This window comes from Rathayibacter tritici (genome assembly GCF_002932875.1).
GTDB lineage: Bacteria > Actinomycetota > Actinomycetes > Actinomycetales > Microbacteriaceae > Rathayibacter > Rathayibacter tritici.
The window spans coordinates 24963-48051 of the sequence record NZ_PSWS01000039.1; the positions used below are offsets into that span (position 1 = coordinate 24963).

Below are 23089 nucleotides of genomic sequence, written 5' to 3' on the forward strand. Positions count from 1 at the left end.
GGGCTGATGATCAGTTCAGGAGGCTTGCGAGCGGGCCCTCGTGGAGACCGGTGAGGACCGTCGCGGCGTCATCATAGACAGCGACGGCACCGGCCTCTCGAAGATCGTGCTCGGAGGTGCCGCCGGAGAGGACACCGACGGTCGCCAGACCGGCCCGTTCGGCAGCGATGACGTCCCAGGTCGCATCGCCCACCATGATCGCACGGTCCGCCGAGACGCCCGCTCGTTCAAGGGCGATCGCGATCAGGTCTGGGGCGGGCTTCGCGGTCGAGACATCAGCACCGCTGGTGACTGCGTAAACGGAGCCGCCGAGGTCGAGGACGTCGAGAAGAACGTCGAGTTCGTTCTGCGGCGCCGACGTCGCGAGGACGACGTGAAGCCCATGGCCTACGAGCGTAGCGACGAGTTCTCGTGCCCCCGGAAGGGGAGTGATCCGCGCTGTCGTCTCGGCGTAATTCTTCGTGTGCAGCACTTTCACTAGAGCACGTCGGTCGTCGTTCACGTCGTCTTCGAGGAGCATGTCGAGCAGTTCCGATGAATCGGCGCCAATTGCACGCTGAATCCGCCAGGCGGGGACGACGAGGTCGCACTGCCAAAAAGCCTGTGACCATGCCTCGACGTGGAGGAAGTTCGTGTCCGCGAGCGTCCCGTCGATGTCGAACAGGACCGCCGCGGTCCCGGTGGTCTTTTCGACACGGTTCTTCGCTGCTGCCATATCGCTGCTCCTTGCTGCTCCATCCCGCGCCTTCCGCCCGGAGTTCTTCACGCTACGCGGGCGCGCAGAAGCGGCTTGGCCCCTTGACCTCGTAGTGCGTTGCTCGGCACGGCTGGGATTGCACGTCCCGTCAGGGCCCGCCGTCTTCGGTCCGTTCGGGTTCCTCCTTCTGGCGTTGCCCCGCGTCCTCGGGCCGCGTCGTGTGCCGTCTCCCCGTCGGACTCAGCCAGTGGAGAGTCCCGTCCGCCTCCTGCTCGCTGGTCCACGTGGTTGTGTGGCGGAGCCGGTGGTGGTGGCGGCAAAGGTGCGCGAGGTTGTCGGCGGAGGTGGTTCCTCCGTGCTGCCATTCCCTCGTGTGGTCGATGTCCGCGTGCCGCGTGCTGCGGGTGCAGCCGGGGAACCGGCAGGTCCCGTCGCGATGCTGCAGGTGGCGTCGCAGGTCCGCCGGTACTCGGTAGGAGTCGCGTCCGACGGAGAGCACCGCTCCGCTCTCGGGGTGGGTGAGCAGCCGCGTGAAGGACGGCGCCCCGGCAGCGAGACGTCGCGCTGTCTCGGGATCGACGGGTCCGTATCCGTCGAGCGTTCCCGGCTGGTCGGACCGTCCGAGGAGGGTCAGCGCAGGTACAGTGACGGCGACTTCGGCCCGTATGCCCGTCGGCATCCGTGTCCCGTTCCGCTCGCCGGGAGTGTCGCCGTCGAGTAGCAGCGCTGCCGCGACGTCCGCACGCAACTGTCCGAGCGTCCGCTCCTCGTCCGGCAGGTCTGCGAGTGAGCGCGCGGCCCGGTCGATCCTGTCCAGTGCACCAAGCACGTCGGGAGCTGCAGCGTAGAGATGCAGGATCGCCATCCCATCGTCGAGTCCCTCGACCCACAGGGATCGGCGGCGAGCGCAGTCAGCATGCCGCTCGCTGAGCGTCTGGGGGTGCAGCCGTTCGCGGAGTGACCGGAGCGCGCGCCGCAACTGGGGCGGCGTGCAGGTGGCCGCCATCGTCGCGGCCTCTTCGTCGAAGCGTCCCCGGACGTCGGCCGGTACGTCGAGCGCTGCTCGCACCACGATCCGCGCGTGTTCGGGCGAGAGTGTTCCGTTGGCGAGTGCACGCAGCGTCGCGGGGAGATCATTGACCAGTAGGCGGGCCTCGTCGACGAGTGCCGACGCGTGCGCCTCGGAGACGCGCAGACCCGTCGCAAGCTCCGCGATCAGCGCGCGGTGTGCCGCCTCCGCCCGGTCTACCTCCACCTGGACGTGTTCGCCCGCGAGCGCGGCCGACGCGCTCATCGCGATGCGGCGCGTCTCCTCGATCGCCTGGTACCGCGAAGCTTCGATGGCGGAGCGCTCAGCATGCCGTCCGCTCACGTTCTTCACCGACGACAGTAGATCGCTGTCGAAGTGGTCAGGGCCGTTCCGAGGGGTCATGCTGACAGCCAAGTACGCACCGGTCGACTGTCGGTGGTGCTCCAGTCACCCCATCAGAGGAACGGGAGATCTGCAGGTTGTGGAGGAGCCTACGCCGACGCAGCGTTACGCGTAGGCGCGCACGGTCTCCCTGATCGTCTGGGCGTGCTCATAGATCTCGTCGAGGGCTGCGATCGGGTGCCGGGTCTCGTTCTTCTCCGCGTCGAAGGTGCCGAGGTACTTCTGCTTACGGTTGAAGTGTAGGCGGGCCACCGGTTTGCGGTTGTTGTCGTCCAGAATCACGGCGAAGTACGATTTCGCGTCTCTCTGCGCGATCCGGTTCACCTTCACCTCGCTGCAGGCGATGGCCTTGATGATCTGGAAGGCCTCGAGCTCCTCCAGAGTTGTCTCGATGTCACTCTGCTCCTCGAGTTCCTCCTCGACGACGGCCTGGCTGGTGAGCGACTGTTCTGCTGCGATCGCCTCGGTGCGAGGGAAGTTGGGCGCACCGAGAGCGGTTTTCAGCCGCTCATTGACCTGTTCGTTGAGAAATTGCTTGGACGCCTTCGACACCAGTGCCGAGAACTGCTCTCGCACTTTCTGCGTGTAGGCGCCTTCGTAGACCCGGGTGGTGAAGAACTTGATCCACTCGTCGCTGGGGGCAGCGAACTGGGTGCCGAGCTCCCGTTTCAGCTGTCCGATGTACTTGAGTTCGCCCGCCGCACTGATAATCGAATCGAGGTCGAAGACCTCCTTGGTCAGCTTCGTCAGCTCGGGGATGAGTGTCTCGTCGATGTCCGTCAGGTCCAACACGAGGAACGGCTTCGCATCCATCCGATTCGGAGCGTCGAGGTCGGTGTAGAAGTGGTACTGCTCGCCGTTGGTGAGGATCGCGATCCTCGCAGTGGTGACCGCGAAGTAGCGGAACAGCTGCGATGCGTGCTCGATGCGCAAAGGTTCCGTGGACTTTTTGCATTCGATCAGCATCTGCACGTCGCCGTTGTGAACGATGGCGTAATCGATCTTCTCGCCCTTTTTCACCCCGACGTCCGCGATAAATTCCGGGACGACTTCGAGTGGGTTGAAGACGTCGTAGCCGAGGATCGTCGAGATGAAGGGCATGATGAAGGCGTTCTTCGTCGCCTCCTCCGTCTGGATGATCTCGCGTTGTTGATGGACCTTTGTCGCCAGAGCGATGAGTCGTTCGGTGAATTCCACGGTTCCCCCAGGTGAAGCTGACATCGATACAAACGAATGTTCTCCGATGAATGTCGTCAGCGCGACCCCCTTCCGTGGGGCTCTTCTCATCACACCCGCCGCGGCAGTGTGAACACCGTCTCGACTCCTGGCGAGTACAGCACCGAGTCCGGCGCCCGCGACGCCAGCCCTGGGAAGCCGGCCGTCTCGAGCAGACCGTCATCGAGCGCCAGCAGTTCCGCTCGGTGCAGCGGCCACGGACGGTGCAGGTTCCGTCCGTACCAGGTTGAGCCCACGTGTCGCTCGTGGTAGGCCCAGCGTGCGGTGAGGAACGAGGCCAGCGGATCGTCGCCCGTGGGCTCTCCGGGGCGCACGACGATCCGCGAGTGGGCGGTCGCGTTCGTGTGCCGGATGGTGTCGTAGATCACCGCGCCGTGACGGTGCTCGATGCTCATCCGAGCCCATCGGTAGGGGAGCCCGAACACCGCCTGCGCCGTCAGCACGGGCACCAGGTGCGCCGCGTCGAGTGAGACGAAGACGACGCCCCGACGCCCGTGTTCGTCGACGGAGTAGAGGCGCACGTTCACCTCGGGGAACGTGCCGAGCCACGGCACCCGCGGTCCGCCGAGGAAGGCCGTCCGCGAGAGCCGGAACGGGATGAGGCCTACCCAGGATGAACCGTCGTGCTCGTCCGGCCGGGTCCCGGGCGGCAGGTGGGGCGCCACCAGTGCGGGGTCGACGCGCCAGTGCAGGAAGGTCGCCTCGGTCCAGCGCTGCCGCAGGATGCGCGCTCCGCCGAGCGGAGGCGCGGAACGGGTGACGGGTTCGACAGAGATCACGCGGCCATCGTGCTCCCGCGCGCTGCGAGCTCGCCCGTTTCGCAGCCCTGATGCGCCAGGCGGGCTCCGCGCGGCGCAGGCGAACGAGGAATGGTGCACGCCTCCCGCGGACGCCACGATGGCCTCATGACCCGTACTGCCTCCTCCGCGCGACCCTCCACCAGGGACGCCGTCCTGCTCTGGGCGGCGATTGTGGTGACCGTCCTGCTCTGGGCGTCAGCCTTCGTCGGGATCCGCGCGACGACCGGGGATTTCGGGCCTGGTTCGCTCACCCTGGGGCGTATCGTGGTCGGCTCGCTGGCGCTCACTGTCGTCCGGCTCGTCCTCTCCGCTCGCCGGCGCCGCTTGGCCGCTGCTCCCGATCCGCGCACCAAGGTCCCGCGCGGTCGCCTCCTCGTCCTCGTGGTGGCCTGGGGAGTCGCGTGGTTCGGGGTCTACAACCTCTCGTTGAACGCGGCGGAACGGCATGTCGATGCGGGAACGGCGGCGCTGCTGGTCAACATCGCGCCGATGATCACGGCGGTGCTCGCGGGGCTGCTGCTCGGCGAGGGCTTCCCGCGACGGCTCATCGCGGGGATGCTCGTGGCGCTGACCGGTGTCGCGGTGATCGCGTTCTCCACCTCGACCGGGCAGTTCGACGTGATCGGGGTCGTCCTGGGCCTGGTCGCGGCCGTCGTCTACGGGAGTGCCGCGACGCTCCAGAAGCGCCTGCTGGACCGGATCGATGCGCCGACGATGACGTGGCTGGGCTGCCTTGCAGGGACGCTCGCGTGCCTGCCTTTCGCGCCGGAGCTGATCGAGGCGCTCCGCACCGCGCCGGTCTCCTCCGTTCTCGCAGTCGTCTATCTCGGGATCTTCCCGACAGCGGTCGCCTTCACGACCTGGGGCTACGTCCTCGCCCGGTCCAGCGCGGGGCGCACGGCCGCCTCGACGTACGCGGTGCCCGCGGTGGTCGTCCTACTGTCCTGGCTCGTCCTCGGCGAGACTCCACCTCTCGCCGCACTGCTCGGCGGTGCGCTCGCCCTGGCCGGAGTCGCCGTGGCGACGCTGCGGAGGCGTCCGACAGCGGCTTGAGCGTCGACAGATGCTCCTCCACAGCCACCGGATCACGTCGACTCGTCCGTCCTCGCCGCTCCCGCGGATCGACCGGGAGAGCCCGGGATATGCTGTGGGACGTCCATCCCAGTCGGCGCTGAGCGCCAGGAACGGTGAGGATCCCGATGACCGAGGCCCTGCAGCCGCCCGTCCAGAATGCCCTCTCGCTCACACCGCCAGAGCCGGTGGCGGCGGTGCCGACCACCTCGGCGCCGTCGATCGCGCCGAAGGTCCCGGAGGCGGCCCTGCCCGGCCTCGAGGCCAAGGTGGACGGCTACCTCGACACCCTCCTGTCGACCGAGGCGCGCAGCCCCGAGTTCGCGACGCGGGCCAACGACATCCGCACGATGGGCGACGCCGACATCCGCTCGGCCGCGGACTCGTCGAACCGGCTGCTGAGCACGCCCGTGCGTGCACTGAAGGAGGGCGGGCTCTCGGAGGGATCGACCATCGGCAAGACGCTGCTCGAACTGCGTCGCACGGTGGAGGATCTGGATCCGTCCGAGGACAACGTGCAGAAGAAGATCCTCGGCTTCATCCCCTTCGGCAACAGGATCACCGACTACTTCCGCCGGTACGAGAGCGCCCAGTCGCACCTCAACGCCATCATCCAGGCCCTGTACGACGGGCAGGACGAGCTGCGGAAGGACAACGCGGCGCTCAACCTCGAGAAGCAGAACCTCTGGGAGACGATGTCGCGTCTCAACGAATACATCTACGTCGCCGAGCGGCTCGACGTGAAGCTCTCGGCGAAGATTGCGGAGCTCGATGCGTCCGACCCGGAGCGGGCGAGGGCGCTGCGCGAGGACGTCCTCTTCTACGCGCGCCAGAAGCACCAGGACCTGTTGACTCAGCTCGCCGTGTCGATTCAGGGGTACCTCGCGATCGATGTCGTCATCAAGAACAACGTCGAACTCATCAAGGGTGTCGACCGCGCGACGACCACCACCGTGTCGGCGCTGCGTACCGCGGTCATCGTCGCGCAGGCGCTCGCCAACCAGCGTCTCGTCCTTGATCAGATCACCGCGCTCAACACGACGACGTCGAACATGATCGAGGCCACCTCGCGCATGCTCGCCGACCAGTCGGCCTCGATCCAATCGCAGGCCGCCTCCGCCACCGTCGGGCTGCCGCAGTTGCAGGCCGCATTCGCGAACATCTACCAGACGATGGATTCGATCTCGGACTTCAAGATCAAGGCGCTCGACAGCATGGCCCAGACCGTCGGGGTCCTCCAGACCGAGACGGCCAAGGCGGGCGATTACGTGGAGCGCGCTCGCCGCAGCAACTCGGACATCGACGCGGCGTCCTCGCTCGATCTCGGCCGCTAGCCGATGGGCTGGTTCTCCCGACTGTTCTCGGGCGCCCCCGCTGAGCCGGAGGAGACCGCGCCCGCTCTGCCGCGCGTCCCGACAAGCGAGGACATCCTCGCGGCGCTCGACCGGGTGAGCAGCCGGACCGAGGGGCAGGTGCCCGGAATCGTCGCGGCTCGCATCCAGCGGATCGACGAGACCGTGCGCGAGATGGTGCCCCGACTCGACCGCCTCGGCGGGATGAGCAGGCAGGGCCACACCGTCGTCGCGACCGCGACCAGCTACCTCCCCGAGGCGGTCGAGGGGTACCTCCGACTGCCGAGGGACTTCGCCGACCGCCGCGCCGTGCACAAAGGGAAGACCTCGCTGATGATCCTCTGCGACCAGCTCGACCTCCTCGGGGGCACGCTCGACCGCATCTCGGACGCCGTCTCGCGCCAAGACGCCTCAGCGCTGATCGCACACGGGCAGTTCCTGGCGGAGAAGTTCACGGACTCCTCGCTCTCGCCGAGTGGTCTCGACGCGCCCCCGCAGCCCGGCAGTTCGTCCGGGCCCGGCTCGCTGACCCCGCCGAGTGCCTCGTGACCACGCTCGCGCCGGCACTCGACGCCCTCGTGCTCGCGGGGGTAGCCGCGGGTCTTGACGCCGCCGTCGTCCGCGAGGAGGGTGCGCGGCTGGCCGCCGCCGTCGCCGAGTCGATCCGCGGGGCCGGCCAGGACTGGCTTGCTGCCACCGGCGCGACGGGCGGCCTCGAGGCCTTCTTCACCGCCGCCTCGAGGGGTCGGCGCTGGCGGTCGGCGCCGACCGATCAGCTCTTCGCGCTGGCCGGCGCGGGTTCCTCGCACGCCGTGGCCTATGCGCGTGCCCTGACCGAGGTCGTCTCCGCCGCGAGCGCACTCGGCGACCCCGGCATCGGGGGTATCGCCTCCGCCTCCGCGACGGCTGCAGCCCAGCTCGCCGCGGTCCCGGGGGCCCGCGGGACGACCCCGACGGGGAGCGGAGCAGCGACGGTCGCGGGCCCCGCGGACGGCATCGGCGGGGCCACTTCTGCCGGGTTTCCCGCAGGCGTTCCCGGGGTCGACGAGATTATTGCCCGTCTGCGCCGGACCGAGCACGACGGCCCACAGGACGAGGCGGCCCGCACCGCCGCGGCCGTCACCGAGCCCGCGCCCGAAGCGGAGCCACTCGACCCGCCCGAATCCATCGACGACCTGCTCGCCGAACTCGACGCCCTGACCGGGCTCGACCGGGTGAAGAGCGAGATCAAGCGGCAGACTCAGCTGCTCCGGATCGACACGCTGCGCCAGGCCGCCGGGCTCAGCACGCCCACACTCACGCGCCACCTCGTCTTCACGGGGAATCCCGGCACGGGGAAGACGACCGTCGCGCGGCTGGTCTCGAGGATCTACCGCTCGCTGGGCATCCTCTCGAAGGGGGTGCTCGTCGAGGTCGACCGGTCGGAGTTGGTAGCCGGCTATCTCGGGCAGACCGCGACGAAGACGGCCGAGGTCATCGCCTCGGCGCGCGGCGGGGTCCTCTTCATTGACGAGGCGTACGCGCTCGCGCTCGATCAGTACGGGGCGGAGGCGGTGACCACGCTCGTGAAGGATATGGAGGACCACCGGGGCGACCTCGTGGTGATCGTCGCCGGCTACTCCGGTCCGATGCAGAGCTTCCTCGAGACGAACCCCGGCCTCGCTAGCCGCTTCTCGACCACGATCGACTTCGCCGACTACTCCGACGACGAGCTCTCGGCGATCTTCGGTCGGCTGGCCGCCTCCGCGGACTTCGAGCCGACGGAGACGGCGCTTGCCGCGTTCGCCGAGCTCGCGTCGGCGCAGCAGCGCACGGAGGCGTTCGGCAACGGGCGCTGGGTACGCAACGTCCTCGACGCCGCGATCGCCCGCCATGCCTGGCGGCTGCGCGACGTGGAGGAGCCGACGCTCGACGAATTGCGGATCCTGCTCCCGGAAGACATCGTGGAGAGCCCGGAGGACGGCGGGAGCCCTGGGGACGCCTCCGACGCCTCCGACGCCACGACCACCGACAGCGGCACCGAGCCCCCCGCCCCCGGCAGCCCCGAGGAGGAGTCCCCATGAGCACCGCCCAGGCCGCGCCCCCCGCGCAGAGGCTCCCCGAGTCGCCTCCCGTCCAGGTCGCCCACCGCCCTGCTCCGCGCAGACCCTCCCTCCTTGCCCGTGCGACCGCGACCACACCGGGCGCGCTGCGCCTCCTCCTCGCGCTGACGGCGCTGGCCGCCGTCCTCTTCGGCGTATTCGCGCAGCAGGCCGGAGCGATGCAGGCGCGTGCCGCGACGACGGCCAGGGAGCAGTCGGCTCAGCTCCTCGGCGTGCAGAACGTGCGCACGATGCTCGTCGACGCGAATGCGATCGCGGCGAACACCTTCCTCGTCGGCGGGCTCGAGCCGACCGAGCTGCGTGCGTCCTACGTGTCGAGCCTCACGGGCGCCGCGTCGGCGATCGCCGGACTGTCGGCCGCCGATTCGGCCGACACCGCAGCCCTCGCCCGTGTCGCGAGCAGCATCACGACCTACAGCGGTCTGATCGAGCAGGCCCGCGCCAACAATCGCCAGGGCTTCCCCGTTGCGTCGGCGTATCTCGATCAGGCGTCGGCGGCGCTCTCGGGGGACGGCGGCATCCTCGAGGACCTCGACGGGCTGGTCAGCTCCGGCGCCGACCGGGTGGCGTCCGCCTACGACGCCGTCCGCTGGAGCGTCCTGCTGCTGATCGGCTCGCTCGTGATGCTGGTCCTCCTCCTGGCGGCGCAGGTCTGGCTGGCCCGGCGCACCCACCGCTACCTCAACCGTCCGCTCGCGACCGGCACCGCCCTCCTGCTCGTCCTGGGCATCGGCGGTGCGCTCGCCTACGGATCGGTCGCGGCAGACGCGGGGACGGCCCGCGTCGAGTCGTACCGCGAAGCGCTCACCGTCTCGAACGCCCTTATCGCGGCGAGCGACGCCAAGTCGCTCGAGAGCTTCACGCTGATCACACGCGGGTCCGGTGCAGCCCTCGAGGAGCGGTACACGCAGGCGGTCGCGTCGGCGCGCGACAAGCTCTCGGGTGACCTGCGGGACGAGTCGGCGCGGACGCGGCTGGTCGACGAGTTCGGGCAGTGGCAGTCGTTCCACACGGAGATTCGGAAGGCGGACGAGGCCGGGAAGTGGGATCAAGCCGTCCGCGTCGCCACGGCGACCGGGACCGGCACGCCGAACGACCTTTTCAGCACCTTCTCCAGCGACGCCCGCGAGGTGGTGCAGGAGAAGGCTGTAGCCGCCGCTACGACGCTTGACCGGGGCGCGGAGTTCTCCTCCCTGGTCTCCTGGGTGCTGTTGGCGTCGGGTCTCGCGGGCGCCGTGTTCGCCTGGCGGGGCGTCGCCCAGCGACTGGAGGAGTACCGATGAACCGGTTGCGCGCCGCCGCCCTCGCCCTGGTCACCGCCGCAGCTCTCGCCCTTGCCGGGTGCAGCACGGGGGCCGACGACCTGGGCGCGCCCCTGGCCGCCGCGTCTCCGACTCCGACAGCGAGCTCCGCCGCTCCTGCCGCTCCTGCCGCCGCCGACTGTTCGCCCTCGGCCGTCACCTCCTACGCGCCGACCGGCGTGACCGACAGCACCCGGCTCGCCGAGATCCGCGGACGCGGGACCCTGCGCGTCGGTGTCTCGGCCGACACGCTGCTGATGAGTGCCCGCAACCCCATCACCGGAGCGATCGAGGGCTTCGACGTCGACATCGCCCGAGAGGTCGCCCGCGCGATCCTCGGCACCGATGCCATCGACTACGTCGTGATCACCTCCGCCCAGCGCCTCCCAGCGCTCACGGGCGGCGACGGCGCCCCGCAGGTCGACATGGTCGCGCGCACTCTCACGATGACCTGCGACCGCTGGAGTTCGATCGCGTTCTCGGCGGAGTACTACGACGCCGGTCTCAAGGTGCTCGTCTCGGACGACCCCGAGGGCGTCCCGGTCACCGGCATCGGTGACCTCGATGGCAAGCGGGTCTGCGCGCCGAGCGGCACGACGACGCTCAGCCGGATGCAGAACGACTACCCGGAGGTGGACGCCGTCGAGGCCGCCACGCACTCGCAGTGCCTCGCGCTCTTCCAGGCCGGCGAGGTCGATGCCATCGCGGGCGACGACACGATCCTCGCGGGTTTCGTGGCGCAGGACCCGTACGCGAAGGTCGTCGGCGACGCGCTGAGCTCGGAGCCCTACGGCCTGGGGCTGCCTGCCGACGATCCCGACTTCGTGCGTTTCGTCAACGCCGCGCTCGAGACCATGCGCAGCGACGGCCGCTGGCAGAGCATCTACGGGCGCTGGCTTGGTGTCCTCGGCGACGCCTCGCCTCCGGCTCCGGTGTACGGCCGATGAGCACCGGTCTCGCGGAGGGGACGCCCGCCGCCCCGGGTCGGCTCGGGGAGGCCGCGCCGCAGCGCGAACTCTTCGAGTATCTCGCCGCGCTCACCCGCTGGCTGCAGCGGACGACGCGCGAGCTCTCGCGTGTGGACGCTGCCGCGCTGGCGTCTCCGCAGGCCGAGAACTACACGGCCGACGTGGTGCTCGCTCAGTCGCTGCGTGAATCCGTCACCCGGCGTCTCGCCGAACTCGAGGTCGTCTGGGACTCCGGTCGCGTCGACGTGGTCGCGCGAGAGCGGATGTCGCAGCTGATCTGGGGGCGCCTGGACGCCTCCGGGAGCGGCGCCGTGTCGCTGGTGGAGGCTGTGCGCCTGTGCGACGCGGTCGTCGGCCAGCTGCGCTCCCGGCTCGAGCTCGACCCGAGCGGCACGGACGTCGCCGGACGGATCGTGGGGGTGCGCGCCGAGATCGAGCGTTGCCGCGACCTGACCCGCGACGGCGGAGGCACCGTCGATCGCGCGCGAGCGGAACGGGTGGACGTGTTGCGCTCCCGGCTCGACGCGCTCGCCGAGAGGGCGGGTCGGGGAGCCGACGTGTCGGGGCCGCTCGGACAGCTGGAGAGCGACTCCGCCCGGCTCGAACGCGACCTGATCATCGCTGCGTCGGAGCGGCGCGGGCTCGAGCGCGATCGCCGTCGAGCCCGCGAGCTGGCCGAGGCGGCCGAGCGCCGTGAAGTACCGCTGCGGGAGCTGGTGGCCCGATGCCGCCGCGAGATCGCCGACCCGCCTCGCCTCGCCGTGCCCGACGTCTCGCGCCTCGGGGAGCCTCCGCTGAACCGCGAGGAACTGGACGCGCACCTCGTCCGACTCACGGCCGTCGGCCGAGCCTTCGACGCGGTCGAGGCCGCCTACACATCGCCGCTGCGCGAGCGCGCCGCCCTGGGCTTCCGCCTCCGGGCGCTGCGGGAGCGCGCCGAGGGCAACGGCCGAGCTGCCACCCCGGTCGGACTCGCGGCCGCGGAGGAGGTGCGCGCCGCACTTGAGGCGGTGCCCTGCTCCGTCCCGCTCGCCCGCCATCTGGTCGAGCAGTACGACGTCGTCACCCGCGACCTCCCGCACCACGAGCCCGCGCACCACCGGAAGGCCACCCCATGAACGGCGCCCCCTGCACCGCGACCCCCGGCTGCACCGGAACGATCGAGGACGGCTACTGCAACGTTTGCGGCCTGCCACCCGAGGACGCTGCTGCCGCGTCCGCTCCCACCGCCCGTCGCGCCGCGCCCGCTCCGGCACCCGCTCCGGCGACCGCGTCCGGCGCCTTCGGCACCGGCTTCGCCGAGGGCACCCCCCGCGCAGCCGCATCCGGCCCCGTGGAGGAGCCGGCCACCGCGCGAAGCACCCGCACCTCCTCCGCCCGCCTCGCCACCGCGGCCCTCGGCTCCGCCCGCACGGCGCAGACCGGCTCGAGGGTCACCCGCCGTGTCGGCACCACCTCGACCCGCCTCCGCGGCCCGCGTCTGGGTGCCGGACTGACCACCGTCCCCTCCCGCCCGGCCGCCGATCCGATGGCCGCGCTGATGACCGAGGCGGTTCTCCCCGAGCGCAAGCGATTCTGCTCGCACTGCGGCACGGCCGTCGGCCGCGGACGCGACGGGCGGCCCGGACGCACAGAGGGCTTCTGCCCCACCTGCCGCACGCCCTTCTCGTTCACCCCGCAGCTGAAGCGGGGCGACGTGGTCGGCGGGCAGTACGAGGTGGTCGGCTGCCTCGCCTACGGCGGCCTCGGCTGGATCTACCTCGCGCGCGACCGGAACGTCTCGGGACGCTGGGTCGTGCTCAAGGGCCTTCTCAATTCCGGTGACCCCGACGCCTACGCGGCGGCCGTCACCGAGCGCCGGTTCCTGGCCGAGGTCGAGCACCCGCTCATTGTCGAGATCTACAACTTCGTTCTGCACGACGGCGCCGGCTATATCGTGATGGAGTACGTCGGCGGGCCGAGCCTGAAGCAGATCCTGAAGGAGCGGCTGGACGCGAACGGCGGCGCCGCGGATCCGCTGCCGGTGGATCAGGCGCTCGCGTTCGTGCTGGAGGTGATGCCCGCGTTCGCCTACCTCCACGATCAGGGCCTGCTCTACTGCGACTTCAAGCCCGACAACATGATTCAGGTCGGCGATCAGGTCAAGCTGATCGACCTGGGTGGAGTGCGCCGGATCGACGATGAGGACTCCGCGATCTACGGCACCGTCGGCTACCAGGCCCCCGAGGTCGCCGACCTCGGGCCCTCCGTCGCCTCCGACGTCTACACGATCGGCCGCACACTGGCCTCGCTCGTGCTCGACTTCCGCGGCAACCAGACCACCTTCGTCGCGTCGCTACCGCCGGTCTCCGAGACGCCGCTCTTCCAGCGCTACGACTCCTTCTACCGCCTGATCTCGAAGGCCTGCGCTCCCGACCCGCAGGACCGCTTCGCGACCGTCGACGAGATGCGCGGCCAGCTGCTCGGCGTGCTGCGCGAGGTCGTCGCTACCGATCGCGGCCCCGGGCATCCCGCGCTGCACTCGACGGAGTCGGCCCTGTTCGAGGCACCCGTGGCCGACGTGGTCGACCGCGTCCCGCCGTGGGACGCACTGCCGGCGCTGCGCCGTGACGAGTCCGACCCGGCCCGGTCGTGGCTCGCAGGCGTCAACGTCGCCGACCCGATCGTGCGTCTGCGTGCCCTCGCGCTCGCGCCCACCGTCACCGTCGAAGTGCGCCTCGCCCGCGCCCGCGCGGCGATCGAGGCCCAGCGCTGGGAGGAGGCGGCGCGCGCGACCGGCGAGATCCTCACCGAGGATCCGTGGGAGTGGCGGGCGGTGTGGATGAGCGGCCTCGCGCAGCTCGCGCGCGGCGATGATGTCGGCGCTCGTGCCTCCTTCAACACTGTCTACGGGCAGGTCCCCGGCGAGCTCGCCCCCAAGCTCGCGCTCGCCGCAGCCTGCGAGGCGAGCGGTGAGCCCGAGGTCGCCGAGTCGCTCTACGTGATCTGCGCCCGCGCGGATGCGAATTACACCGCTCCGGCCGCCTTCGGCCTCGCCCGGGTGCGGCAGCTGCGCTCCGACCTCGACGGAGCACTCGACGCCCTCGACATCGTCGCGCCCACTCGTTCCTCCTACGCCGACGCGCGCCGCCGCCGAGCGGAGCTACTGGCGGAGTCGGACCGGGGACTGCCCGCGCTCTCGGCCGCCCTCGCGAGCGTCGACTCCGTGTCCATCGACCAGCGGACCCGCCTGGAGCTGACGACGCAGGTCCTCGCTTCCGCGCTCGAGCTGGTGCACCGCGACGGTCCTGCCGAGGGTGCGAACCTCGGCGGAGTCGAGGCGAATGAGGCCGCGATCCGCGACGGCCTCGAGGCCTCCTACCGCGCGCTCGCCGCCTCTACCCGCGAGCGCGATGAGCGCGTGCGTCTCGTCGACCGGGCCAACGAGGTCCGACGCTGGACGCTGACATGAGCGCCGCGCTCTCGACTCCCTGCCCGACCTGCGGCGAGCCGGTCACCACGGGTGACGCGTTCTGCGAAGCCTGTGGGACGCCGCTGATCGTCGCGGCCGCCGCCTCCACTCCGCCCGTCGCCGTCGCGGCGCCCGCGAGCTGCGTCTTCTGTGGCGGAGTGGTCGCCGAGGACGGCTACTGCGAGCAGTGCGGCCGCCCCGCGCCGAGCGAGCGCGAGCACTGGGCCGAGGCGCCGCACCCGCTCGTCGGCGGCGTCTGCGACCGCGGGCTCCGCCACCCCGCCAACGAGGACGCGATGGCGATCGGAGCGACCGCGGGCGAGGACGGCACTCTGCGGACGGCGCTCCTCGTCGTGTGCGACGGAGTCTCGTCGACCCCCGACTCCGACAGAGCGTCGCTCGCCGCGGCCCGGGCCGCGCTCAGCGCGCTGCAGGCCGAGGTCGGCGGCGAAAGCGAAGGAGCGGACCGCTGGCGTGCGCTCCTGCAGATGGCGACCGCGCGCGCCTCCGGAGCGATCGACGCCGCCCTGCCCGGGAAGCGGGCGAATCCGCCCTCGTGCACGTTCACCGTGGCAGTGCTCGACGGAGCGCTCCTCGTCACCGGCAATGTGGGGGACAGCCGCAGCTACTGGATCCCGGATGCCGGCGAGCCCCGGCAACTGAGCGTCGACGACTCGTGGGCGCAGGAGCAGATCGCGTCGGGAGTGCCGCGGGAGCAGGCCGAGACGGCGCCCGACGCGCACGCGATCACCCGGTGGCTCGGCGCCGACGCGCACGACGAGGAGCCGCGCGTCGCCTCCGAGGAGCTGACCGAGGCTGGCTGGGTGCTGGTCTGCTCCGATGGGCTGTGGAACTACGCGTCGGCCGCAGACGACCTCGCGCGCGTGCTCCGCGAGGCGCAGGAGCGGGTGGGCGCCGATCCGGTGACCCTCGCGGAGGCGCTGGTCGCCTGGGCGAACGAGCGCGGCGGGCACGACAACATCACGGTCGCGCTGGCCCGCTTCGTGCTTGCGGACTAGCGTTCCCCGGTCCGTCCGGTGTTCCCCGTTCGTCCAGTACCCCCAGCCCGCGCTGGACGGATCCGCGCACCTCCGCGACCGCCTCCGTCCCTACAGTCGTCGCCATGAGCATCGCTGAGCCCGCCACCGCCCTGTCCGTCGTCGGCCACTGGATCGACGGGGCTCCCTCGGTCTCCTCGTCCGGCCGTACCGCCCCGGTCTACGACCCGGCCCGGGGAATCGTGACCAGGGAGGTCGCCCTCGCCGACCGCGCCGAGGTTGCCGCCGCCGTCGCCTCTGCGAAGGCCGCCTTCCCCGGCTGGCGCGACACGTCGCTCGCGAAGCGGCAGCAGATCGTCTTCCGCTTCCGGGAGCTGCTCGACTCCAGGAAGCAGGAGCTTGCCGAGCTGATCACCTCGGAGCACGGCAAGGTCGTCTCGGACGCACTCGGTGAGATCGCCCGCGGGCAGGAGGTCGTGGAGTTCGCGACCGGCCTGGCCCACCACCTCAAAGGCGAGTACTCCGAGCAGGTCTCGACGGGCGTCGACGTCTACTCGGTGAAGCAGCCTCTCGGCGTCGTCGGGATCATCAGCCCGTTCAACTTCCCCGCGATGGTGCCGATGTGGTTCTTCCCGATCGCAATCGCTGCCGGCAACAGCGTCGTGGTCAAGCCCTCCGAGAAGGACCCGTCACCGGCGATCTGGCTCGGCGCGCTCTGGAAGGAGGCAGGCCTCCCCGACGGCGTCTACACCGTGCTGAACGGCGACAAGGTCGCCGTCGACGGGCTGCTCGAGCACCCGGACGTCCGCTCGATCTCGTTCGTCGGCTCGACGCCGATCGCCCAGTACGTCTACGAGACCGGCACCCGCCACGGAAAGCGGGTGCAGGCGCTCGGTGGGGCGAAGAACCACATGCTGGTCCTCCCGGACGCGGACCTCGACCTCGTCGCCGACTCCGCGATCAACGCCGGCTTCGGCTCGGCGGGGGAGCGGTGCATGGCGATCTCGGTCGTCGTCGCGGTCGAACCCGTGGCGGATGAGCTGATCGACAAGATCCGGGAGCGGGCCGCGGCCCTCCGCACCGGTGACGGCCGCCGCGGCTGCGACATGGGCCCGCTGATCACCGAGGCGCACCGCGACAAGGTCGCCTCCTACATCGCGATCGCGCAGGAGGACGGCGCCGAGGTGGTCATCGACGGCCGCGGCATCGAGGTCGACGGTGACGCGAACGGCTTCTGGCTCGGCCCGACCCTTCTCGACCGCGTGCCGACGACGTCCCGCGCCTACACGGAGGAGATCTTCGGACCGGTCCTCTCGATCGTCCGCGTCGCGTCTTACGAGGAGGGCGTCGCGCTCATCAACGCCGGTGCCTTCGGTAACGGCACGGCGATCTTCACGAATGACGGAGGAGCGGCCCGCCGCTTCCAGAACGAGGTCGAGGTCGGAATGATCGGCATCAACGTCCCCATCCCGGTGCCGGTCGCGACGTTCTCCTTCGGCGGCTGGAAGGCGTCACTGTTCGGCGACACCAAGGCTCACGGTGCCGAGGGCGTCCGCTTCTTCACCCAGCAGAAGGCCATCACGAGCCGGTGGCTCGACCCCTCCCACGGCGGCATCGATCTCGGCTTCCCGCGGCAGTCCTAGTGGATCAGCCGCAGCGCCGTCCAAAGTTCTGTGCGGGCGGAGACGTCGCCGAGATCGATGCCGAGGGCGCGCTCTACGGCGGTGATGCGGTTGCGGAGCGTGTGGCGGTGCACGCCCAGGTCACGCGCCGCCGGCTCCCAGGCGCCGTTGCGGCGTAGCCACGCGCGAGCACTCTCGAGCAACACCGCACCGTCCGGGGTCAGCAGCGGTGCGAGCATCCGGCGGGCGAGCGGGGCGCCTCCGGACGCGGTGAGCAGCCCGAGCATTCCCTCAGCGGCGACGTCCTCGAAGCGGATCAGACGCGCGCCGCTCGCCCGCGTCGCCGCCCGCCGCGCCTCCTCGAGGCCTCGCTCGAGGTCGGCCCAGCCCAGCGGAGCGGAGGCGCCGCCCGCCGCTCCGTGCCGCTCCAGTACCGCGATCAGCGGGTCGAGCCCGTCGGCGCCGGTGATGGCGACGAGGGATCCGTCCCGCTCCGCGAAGAACAGCGTCGCGTCGTCCTCGTCCGCCACGACCTCCAGCTCGTCGAGGAGCGAGTCGCCCTGAACGGGTGCGCTCAGCACGATCACCCTCACCGGCTCGTCCGGCAGCGGGCTCCCGAGCCGCCGTGCCGTGCTCTCGGCCACGTCGAACGCGCCCGCGGCCAACAGTTCCAGCAGCCCCGATCGCAGTTGTCGGCGGGAGGAGTCGAGGGCGCGCCGCTGCTCCAGGGCGATGCTCGCCAGTGCGATGACGCTCGCGACCAGGTCGTTGCCCGCCGGATCCAGCGGCGTGCCCGTCCCCACCGCGAGCACCCCGCGCAGATGGTCGCGGCGCCCGATCGTCTGGAGCGTTACGCCTCCTCCGTCGTCCAGCCGCAGCCCCGCGCGGGTGCCGCGGCTCAGCGCATGCCTCGCGGCCGCGGCGACCGCCTCCTCCGCCGGCACGCAGAGCCGCGTGGGCAGGCGCACCCGCTGCCCCACCGCGTCGTACAGGGCGACCCAGCACCCCAACTGACGCTCCAGCTCGGTGAGGATCGCCGCGAGCCCGTCCGGCCGCAGTGCTGCGCGGGCGACCCGCCGCTGGGCCTCCAGCGACCACTCCAGCCGCTCACGCTGCTCCCGCGAGATCACGTCCGCGACGAAACGGATGATCCCCATGAACGGCGTGAGGTCCGCCACCTCCACCAGTGGCAGGCCCTGACGCTCGCAGGCCACGATCAGCGCGGCGGGCACGTTGTCGTGCACGATCCGGGTAGCGAAGCCGAGCGCGCGGATGCCGCGGCCACGCAGCCGGGCGACGTACTCCTCCGAGAACTCGGCGCTGTCGTGTCCGGTGAAGTGGACGCCGTCAGTGAGTAGCAGCTGCCCCGCTTCGAGCCAGGGCGTCGGATCGACGAGGTCGGAGGAGTGCGCCCAGGTCAGAGGGGCGTCGAGGTCGGCCTCGTTGTGCACGCCGGCGAGCACCCGGAGGCGGAAGGCCGGCTCTGCCAGCAGATCGCGGACGGTCGCGGGCATGCGCGGCTCCCTTCCACAACTCGTCCATCGTAGGCGCAGGGTCGCGCCGGCCGACGTGCGGACCCGGAGCGAGCGTCGGCGCCGCACAACGTCAGCTGAGAGCACGTCTTATCCACCATCGTCGATGAGACCTACCCGCAGCTGACGTTGTGCCGCGCGCACCGGCTGTCGGGTCGCTCAGCCGGTCGCCAACGACGACGCGTTCCACTCCACCTCGGCGATTCTCGCCTGCCCGGCAATGTTGGGGTGGAAGTGGTCGACGGTGCTGAGCAGGTCGGGCGTGAAGTCGAGCCTGCTGAGCGCACCGCCGTCCCAGCGGCACAGCGAGCCCTGCGCTGCGCACGCGTTCTCGAGGACCGTGTTGAAGTCCTCGAGGCGCTTCGCCGCGGCGGCGCCCGAGGCCGCAGCCGCCGCCGGACTCAGGGGGGCGCCTGTCGCGCTGACTCCGCGGGTGGTGCGGCAGACTCCAGCCGATGCCCAGCGCCCAGCGCCGGAGGTCCCGCGAACGGAGTGCCACTGCGAGGCGTTGTTCGGCACCGATGCGAGGACGATCCCGGCCGTCGGCCACGAGCTGCGGATCGCGCTCATTGCGGCGTCCACGCCCTGGCGGAAGGTGTCGACCGGAGTCATCGTGTAGCCGTCGCTCGCCACCGGCACGTTCGGGCCGCAGAGGTCGTTGCCGCCGACCAGGAGCGTGATGACATTCGGATGCACGCCCGCCGAGACCGCGGCCGCGACTCGCGCCGGGACCTGAGAGACGGTATTGCCGCTCTGCGCGAAGTTGGCGGTGCTGACCGTCGTCCACGGGCGAGAGTCCTGCAGACGTCGGGCGAAGGAGTCGACAGCAGGGTCACTGCCCGTCGACCAGCTGCGATCGGGGCAGTCCGCGAAGGATCCGCAAGCGGTGAACGCTCGAGTGGTCGAGTCTCCCAGGGCGAGGAGGGAGACCTGCGGGGCATCCGCGGCAGTGGCGGCGCCGGTGGGAACGAAGGCAGCGGTCGCCGCGAGGACGGCTCCGATGCTGAGGGCTCGGAGCGCGGTGCGCGCTCCGCTGAGAGTGGTGAGGGTCATGTCAGTCCTTTGTCTCTGGTGGCGGCGGGCCAGGGGGAGGATGGCGGCGGCGACCGAGAAGAGGGCGCGCCCCGGATGAGGAGATCCGCACGTGAGGGCTCCGCACCGGCGGTGGCCGTAGCGTCCTCACATCCGGTGTGGTGCCGACGGGCTCGCAGCGGGCTCAGCCGGGAGGCGCGAGCACGTAGCCGCGCTGCTCCTCGAAGAGGCGGGAGATGGGGACGTACGCCATTAAGTCGGGTCGCGAGCTGGCCGGCAGGGCGCCATCGGTGATGATTCCGTAGAGCCGTCCGCCCCGGCTTGCTACCGGTCCGCCCGAGTCGCCGCTGACCGTCGACGCCGTCCACGTCGTCGCTGCGAGCAGAAAGGGTGGCGAGCGCGGCGGAAGCGGCGCGATACCCCACGTGCAGTTCACCCCGGACACCGCTCCGCTGGTGCAGAAGACTTCGTTCTCACCCGGGACTCCCATGCCGTCGAAGGGCATGCTCACGTACCGTCCCGTGTGGTCGCGGAGGAAGATATTGCCGATGGCGCGGGGGGAGTAGGTGGTGTAAGGGTCGCAGTGGCGGATCATCGACCCGCTAGCGCAGTTCCAGTTGGTTCGGGGTATCGGGTCGATCCTGGCGATCTCGAGATCGGAGGTTCCTGATTCCCAGATCACCCTCCCAATCACGCCCTGATCAGCCACGCTGACGGAATCACCCTCGTTCCCGCAGTGCCCGGCCAGCACGACGTATCGGGTTTTCCTGATCCCGGGCGACATCGGGGAGTACCAGCTCGTCGAGCTGAGGACGGCACCGACGGTGCAGTACGCGCGCGGTAGCTCCACCCGGCTCCCGGCCTGGAGGGGGGTCTTCTCGCGGAACTCCGAGACGGCGTTCGCGGGCGCTGTTCCTGCGCCGATCAGCGCGACGGCGACCGCGAGCGACGCGAGAACGATTCGCCTCCGCTTTCGGAACCGTCGTCCGAGCCTGTGGCGCAGCGAGAAATAGGCGGTCAAGGGATCTCCTGGTGAGAGTCGTGGAGCGAGTGGCGGGAAGGGCACGATCGAGCCGTTCCCGATCAGGCCTCGGGGCCGTCCCTGCACAGAGAGTGCCAGCGCGAGTCGAGAGAGACACGGCTCGGCGCTGAGGAGATCCGCACAGGCCTCGACGTTCCGGCCAGGTCGGAGGCGGCGCGTCGACGGATCCGCCCGCGCGGAGGTGCACCGGTCGCGGCACGATGGACTCCATGACGTCCTCGCCCCTTCCCGCCGTCCGCGACAACGCCTCGGTCACCGCTGCGGACCGGTCCCGCGTGTTCCACTCCTGGTCGGCCCAGGGCGCCCTGAATCCGCTGCCGATCGCGGGCGGCCTCGGCGCCGAGGTCTGGGACGTCGACGGCACCCGCTACCTCGACTTCTCGAGCCAGCTGGTCAACGTCACCATCGGCTACCAGCATCCGAAGGTCGTCGCCGCGATCCAGGAGCAGGCCGGCATTCTCGCCACGGTCGGCCCCGCCTCCGCGAACGAGACCCGTGCAGAGGCGGCGCGCCTGATCATCGAGCGGGCGCCGGAGGGCATGGCGAAGGTCTTCTTCACCAACGGCGGAGCGGACGCGAACGAGAACGCGATCCGGATGGCCCGCCTGGTCACCGGCCGCGACAAGGTCGTGTCGCTGTATCGCTCCTATCACGGCAACACCGGCGCGGCGATCGTGTCCACCGGTGACTGGCGGCGCATCCCCAACGAGTACGCCCGCGGTCACGTGCACGCCTTCGGACCGTACCTCTACCGCACCGAGTTCTGGGCCGAGACGATCGAGCAGGAGTGCGAGCGCGCCCTGCACCACCTCGAGCGCATTGTCCAGGCAGAGGGGCCGGAGTCGATCGCCGCGTTCCTGCTGGAAACCATCCCCGGCACCGCGGGCGTGCTCACGCCGCCGCCCGGCTACCTCTCGGGTGTGCGCGAGATCGCCGACCGGTACGGCATCCAGCTGATCCTCGACGAGGTCATGGCCGGCTTCGGGCGCACGGGCGAGTGGTTCGCTTTCGACGCTTTCGACGTGCGTCCCGACCTCATCACCTTCGCGAAGGGCGTCAACTCGGGCTACGTCCCGATCGGCGGCGTCGTCCTCTCGGATCCGATCGCCCACCACTTCGACGAGCGCGTCTTCCCCGGCGGCCTCACTTACTCCGGCCACCCGCTCGCCGCGGCCAGCGTCGTCGCGACGCTCGAAGCGATGGCGGAGGAGGGCATCGTCGAGAACGCGCGGATCATCGGCTCCGAACACCTCGCACCCGGCCTGGCCGCTCTCGAGGCCAAGCACGACCTGATCGGTGAGGTCCGCGGTTCAGGAGTTTTTTGGGCGCTCGAGCTCGTCACCGACCGGGCCGCGCGCACTCCGCTGCCCGCCGCGGCCGTCGCCCGCCTCAAGGCCGACCTGCTCGCCCGAGGCCTGCTGCCCTTCACCGCCGACAATCGGATCCACGTCGTTCCCCCGGCTGTCATCACCCCCGCGGAGGTCGCTCGCGGCCTCAGCATCCTCGATGACGCCCTCACCGCCTTCAGCGGTTGATCGGACGCAGGACGCCGCCGACCGCTGCCGGGCGACCACCGCGTCAGGTGGGCGGTGCGAGGGCATAGCCGGACTGCTCCTGCAGAATGCGACTGAGGGGGACGTAGGTCATGAAGTCGGGATCCGGGTCCACCGGATACATGCCCTCGCTGATGATTCCGTACAGCGTCCCACTCCTGCTCGCCACCGGTCCTCCCGAATCACCGTCTTCGACCTGGTTGCGGAAAGTCCTCGCGCCGAGGATGTACGGCGGAGAACCGGGCGGAAGCGGATGGACACCCCAGGTGCAGTTCACGCCGGAGTAGGCGCCGCTCGTGCAGAAGACCTCATTGACGCCGGGGACGCCCATTCCGGTGACGGGCAGGCTTGCGTAGCGTCCGCCGTTGTCGAACAGGAAGATTCGGCCGGTTGCTCGCCGGGTATAGGCCGTGGCGACGGTACAGCGGTGGAGCGCCGAGCTGGGATCGCAGCCGAAGTTGTTCTCGGCGATCGGGTCAATCCGCGCGATCTCCGCGTCGAGTATTGGCGATTCCCAGATCACCGAGCCGATGATGCCCTGGAGGTTCACTCTGACCGGGTCGCCTACGTGGCCGCAGTGTCCCGCCGTGACGATGTAGCGCGTCGCCCGGGCCGACGGAGCCATCGACCCGTACCAGGTCGTGGAAATGAGGACGGCGCCGACGGTGCATCGGAATGTCCCGATTGCGACGTGGCTCCCGGCCTGAATGGGGATCTGCTCGCGGAATTCGGAGACAGCGCTCGCCGGCGCAGCGCCCGCGCTGAGCATTCCGAGCGTGACACCGACGCCGATGCAGGCGAGCAGTATCCGTGTGCCGAGTCGCCGCCTGAGCCGGTGGCGCCGAGCAGAAAAATGAGCAGTCATCGAGGTCCTCTTCCGTCCTCGGCAGGCTGGCAGGG

Annotated in this window: 19 protein-coding genes; 11 read left to right on the plus strand and 8 right to left on the minus strand. The window is 70.4% G+C overall.

Annotated elements, in window-relative coordinates; translation table 11 throughout:
- Positions 1 to 10: 10 nt before the first annotated feature.
- From C5D07_RS05770 to C5D07_RS05785, 4 genes are all read right to left on the minus strand, one after another.
- Complete coding sequence (locus tag C5D07_RS05770) at positions 11 to 715, minus strand: HAD family hydrolase (RefSeq protein WP_068251151.1); 705 nt, start codon at positions 713 to 715, stop codon at positions 11 to 13.
- A 130-nt stretch (positions 716 to 845) separates the two neighbouring features.
- Entirely contained in the window at positions 846 to 2129 is a 1284-nt protein-coding gene (locus tag C5D07_RS05775; RefSeq protein WP_068251154.1) for an HNH endonuclease signature motif containing protein, read from the minus strand.
- A 105-nt stretch (positions 2130 to 2234) separates the two neighbouring features.
- Positions 2235 to 3326 (minus strand): type I restriction endonuclease, encoded by a 1092-nt coding sequence (locus tag C5D07_RS05780; RefSeq protein WP_068251155.1) that lies wholly within the window; start codon positions 3324 to 3326, stop codon positions 2235 to 2237.
- 89 nt (positions 3327 to 3415) lie between these two features.
- Positions 3416 to 4144, minus strand: a complete 729-nt coding sequence (locus C5D07_RS05785; RefSeq protein WP_104258913.1) for a YqjF family protein — start codon at positions 4142 to 4144, stop codon at positions 3416 to 3418.
- 126 nt (positions 4145 to 4270) lie between these two features.
- On the opposite strand from C5D07_RS05785, the gene C5D07_RS05790 reads away from it, so the two are divergent.
- From C5D07_RS05790 to C5D07_RS05835, 10 genes are all read left to right on the plus strand, one after another.
- The gene (locus tag C5D07_RS05790) at positions 4271 to 5218 is read left to right on the plus strand and encodes a DMT family transporter (RefSeq protein WP_068256882.1); all 948 of its coding nucleotides are present in this window, start codon (positions 4271 to 4273) and stop codon (positions 5216 to 5218) included.
- 146 nt (positions 5219 to 5364) lie between these two features.
- A complete protein-coding gene (locus tag C5D07_RS05795; protein WP_068251159.1) occupies positions 5365 to 6570 on the plus strand; it encodes a toxic anion resistance protein in 1206 nt (401 codons plus the stop codon).
- 3 nt (positions 6571 to 6573) lie between these two features.
- Positions 6574 to 7137: a hypothetical protein gene (locus C5D07_RS05800; RefSeq protein ID WP_068251162.1), complete on the plus strand. Its 564-nt coding sequence runs from the start codon at positions 6574 to 6576 to the stop codon at positions 7135 to 7137.
- Positions 7134 to 8651, plus strand: coding sequence for an AAA family ATPase (locus tag C5D07_RS05805; RefSeq protein WP_104258915.1), 1518 nt, complete (start codon positions 7134 to 7136; stop codon positions 8649 to 8651). The genes C5D07_RS05800 and C5D07_RS05805 overlap by 4 nt, the downstream gene beginning before the upstream one ends.
- Positions 8648 to 9973: a hypothetical protein gene (locus C5D07_RS05810; RefSeq protein WP_104258916.1), complete on the plus strand. Its 1326-nt coding sequence runs from the start codon at positions 8648 to 8650 to the stop codon at positions 9971 to 9973. Before C5D07_RS05805 ends, C5D07_RS05810 begins: the two co-directional genes overlap by 4 nt.
- A complete protein-coding gene (locus C5D07_RS05815) occupies positions 9970 to 10938 on the plus strand; it encodes a glutamate ABC transporter substrate-binding protein (RefSeq protein WP_104258917.1) in 969 nt (322 codons plus the stop codon). Before C5D07_RS05810 ends, C5D07_RS05815 begins: the two co-directional genes overlap by 4 nt.
- Positions 10935 to 12077: a hypothetical protein gene (locus C5D07_RS05820; RefSeq protein WP_104258918.1), complete on the plus strand. Its 1143-nt coding sequence runs from the start codon at positions 10935 to 10937 to the stop codon at positions 12075 to 12077. The genes C5D07_RS05815 and C5D07_RS05820 overlap by 4 nt, the downstream gene beginning before the upstream one ends.
- Entirely contained in the window at positions 12074 to 14410 is a 2337-nt protein-coding gene (locus C5D07_RS05825) for a serine/threonine-protein kinase (RefSeq protein ID WP_104258919.1), read from the plus strand. Before C5D07_RS05820 ends, C5D07_RS05825 begins: the two co-directional genes overlap by 4 nt.
- Complete coding sequence (locus tag C5D07_RS05830; protein ID WP_104258920.1) at positions 14407 to 15429, plus strand: PP2C family protein-serine/threonine phosphatase; 1023 nt, start codon at positions 14407 to 14409, stop codon at positions 15427 to 15429. Before C5D07_RS05825 ends, C5D07_RS05830 begins: the two co-directional genes overlap by 4 nt.
- 104 nt (positions 15430 to 15533) lie before the next feature.
- Complete coding sequence (locus C5D07_RS05835) at positions 15534 to 17051, plus strand: CoA-acylating methylmalonate-semialdehyde dehydrogenase (RefSeq protein WP_068251181.1); 1518 nt, start codon at positions 15534 to 15536, stop codon at positions 17049 to 17051.
- On the opposite strand, the gene C5D07_RS05840 is transcribed toward C5D07_RS05835, so the two are convergent.
- The 3 genes from C5D07_RS05840 to C5D07_RS05850 all read right to left on the minus strand — a co-directional run bounded on the left by C5D07_RS05840 (position 17048) and on the right by C5D07_RS05850 (position 20615).
- Positions 17048 to 18544 carry a PucR family transcriptional regulator gene (locus C5D07_RS05840; protein ID WP_068251183.1) on the minus strand — a complete coding sequence of 499 codons (1497 nt, stop codon included), beginning with the start codon at positions 18542 to 18544 and terminating at the stop codon, positions 17048 to 17050. The genes C5D07_RS05835 and C5D07_RS05840 overlap by 4 nt on opposite strands.
- A 177-nt stretch (positions 18545 to 18721) precedes the next feature.
- A complete protein-coding gene (locus tag C5D07_RS05845; RefSeq protein ID WP_104258921.1) occupies positions 18722 to 19615 on the minus strand; it encodes an SGNH/GDSL hydrolase family protein in 894 nt (297 codons plus the stop codon).
- Positions 19616 to 19778: 163 nt separating this feature from the next.
- Positions 19779 to 20615: a chymotrypsin family serine protease gene (locus C5D07_RS05850; RefSeq protein ID WP_104258922.1), complete on the minus strand. Its 837-nt coding sequence runs from the start codon at positions 20613 to 20615 to the stop codon at positions 19779 to 19781.
- A gap of 230 nt (positions 20616 to 20845) precedes the next feature.
- Between C5D07_RS05850 and C5D07_RS05855 the strand changes: the two genes are divergently transcribed.
- Positions 20846 to 22171, plus strand: a complete 1326-nt coding sequence (locus C5D07_RS05855) for an aspartate aminotransferase family protein (RefSeq protein ID WP_068256888.1) — start codon at positions 20846 to 20848, stop codon at positions 22169 to 22171.
- 43 nt (positions 22172 to 22214) lie between these two features.
- Here C5D07_RS05855 and C5D07_RS05860 read toward each other — a convergent pair whose 3' ends face one another.
- A complete protein-coding gene (locus tag C5D07_RS05860; RefSeq protein WP_146076672.1) occupies positions 22215 to 23054 on the minus strand; it encodes a chymotrypsin family serine protease in 840 nt (279 codons plus the stop codon).
- Positions 23055 to 23089: the final 35 nt, after the last annotated feature.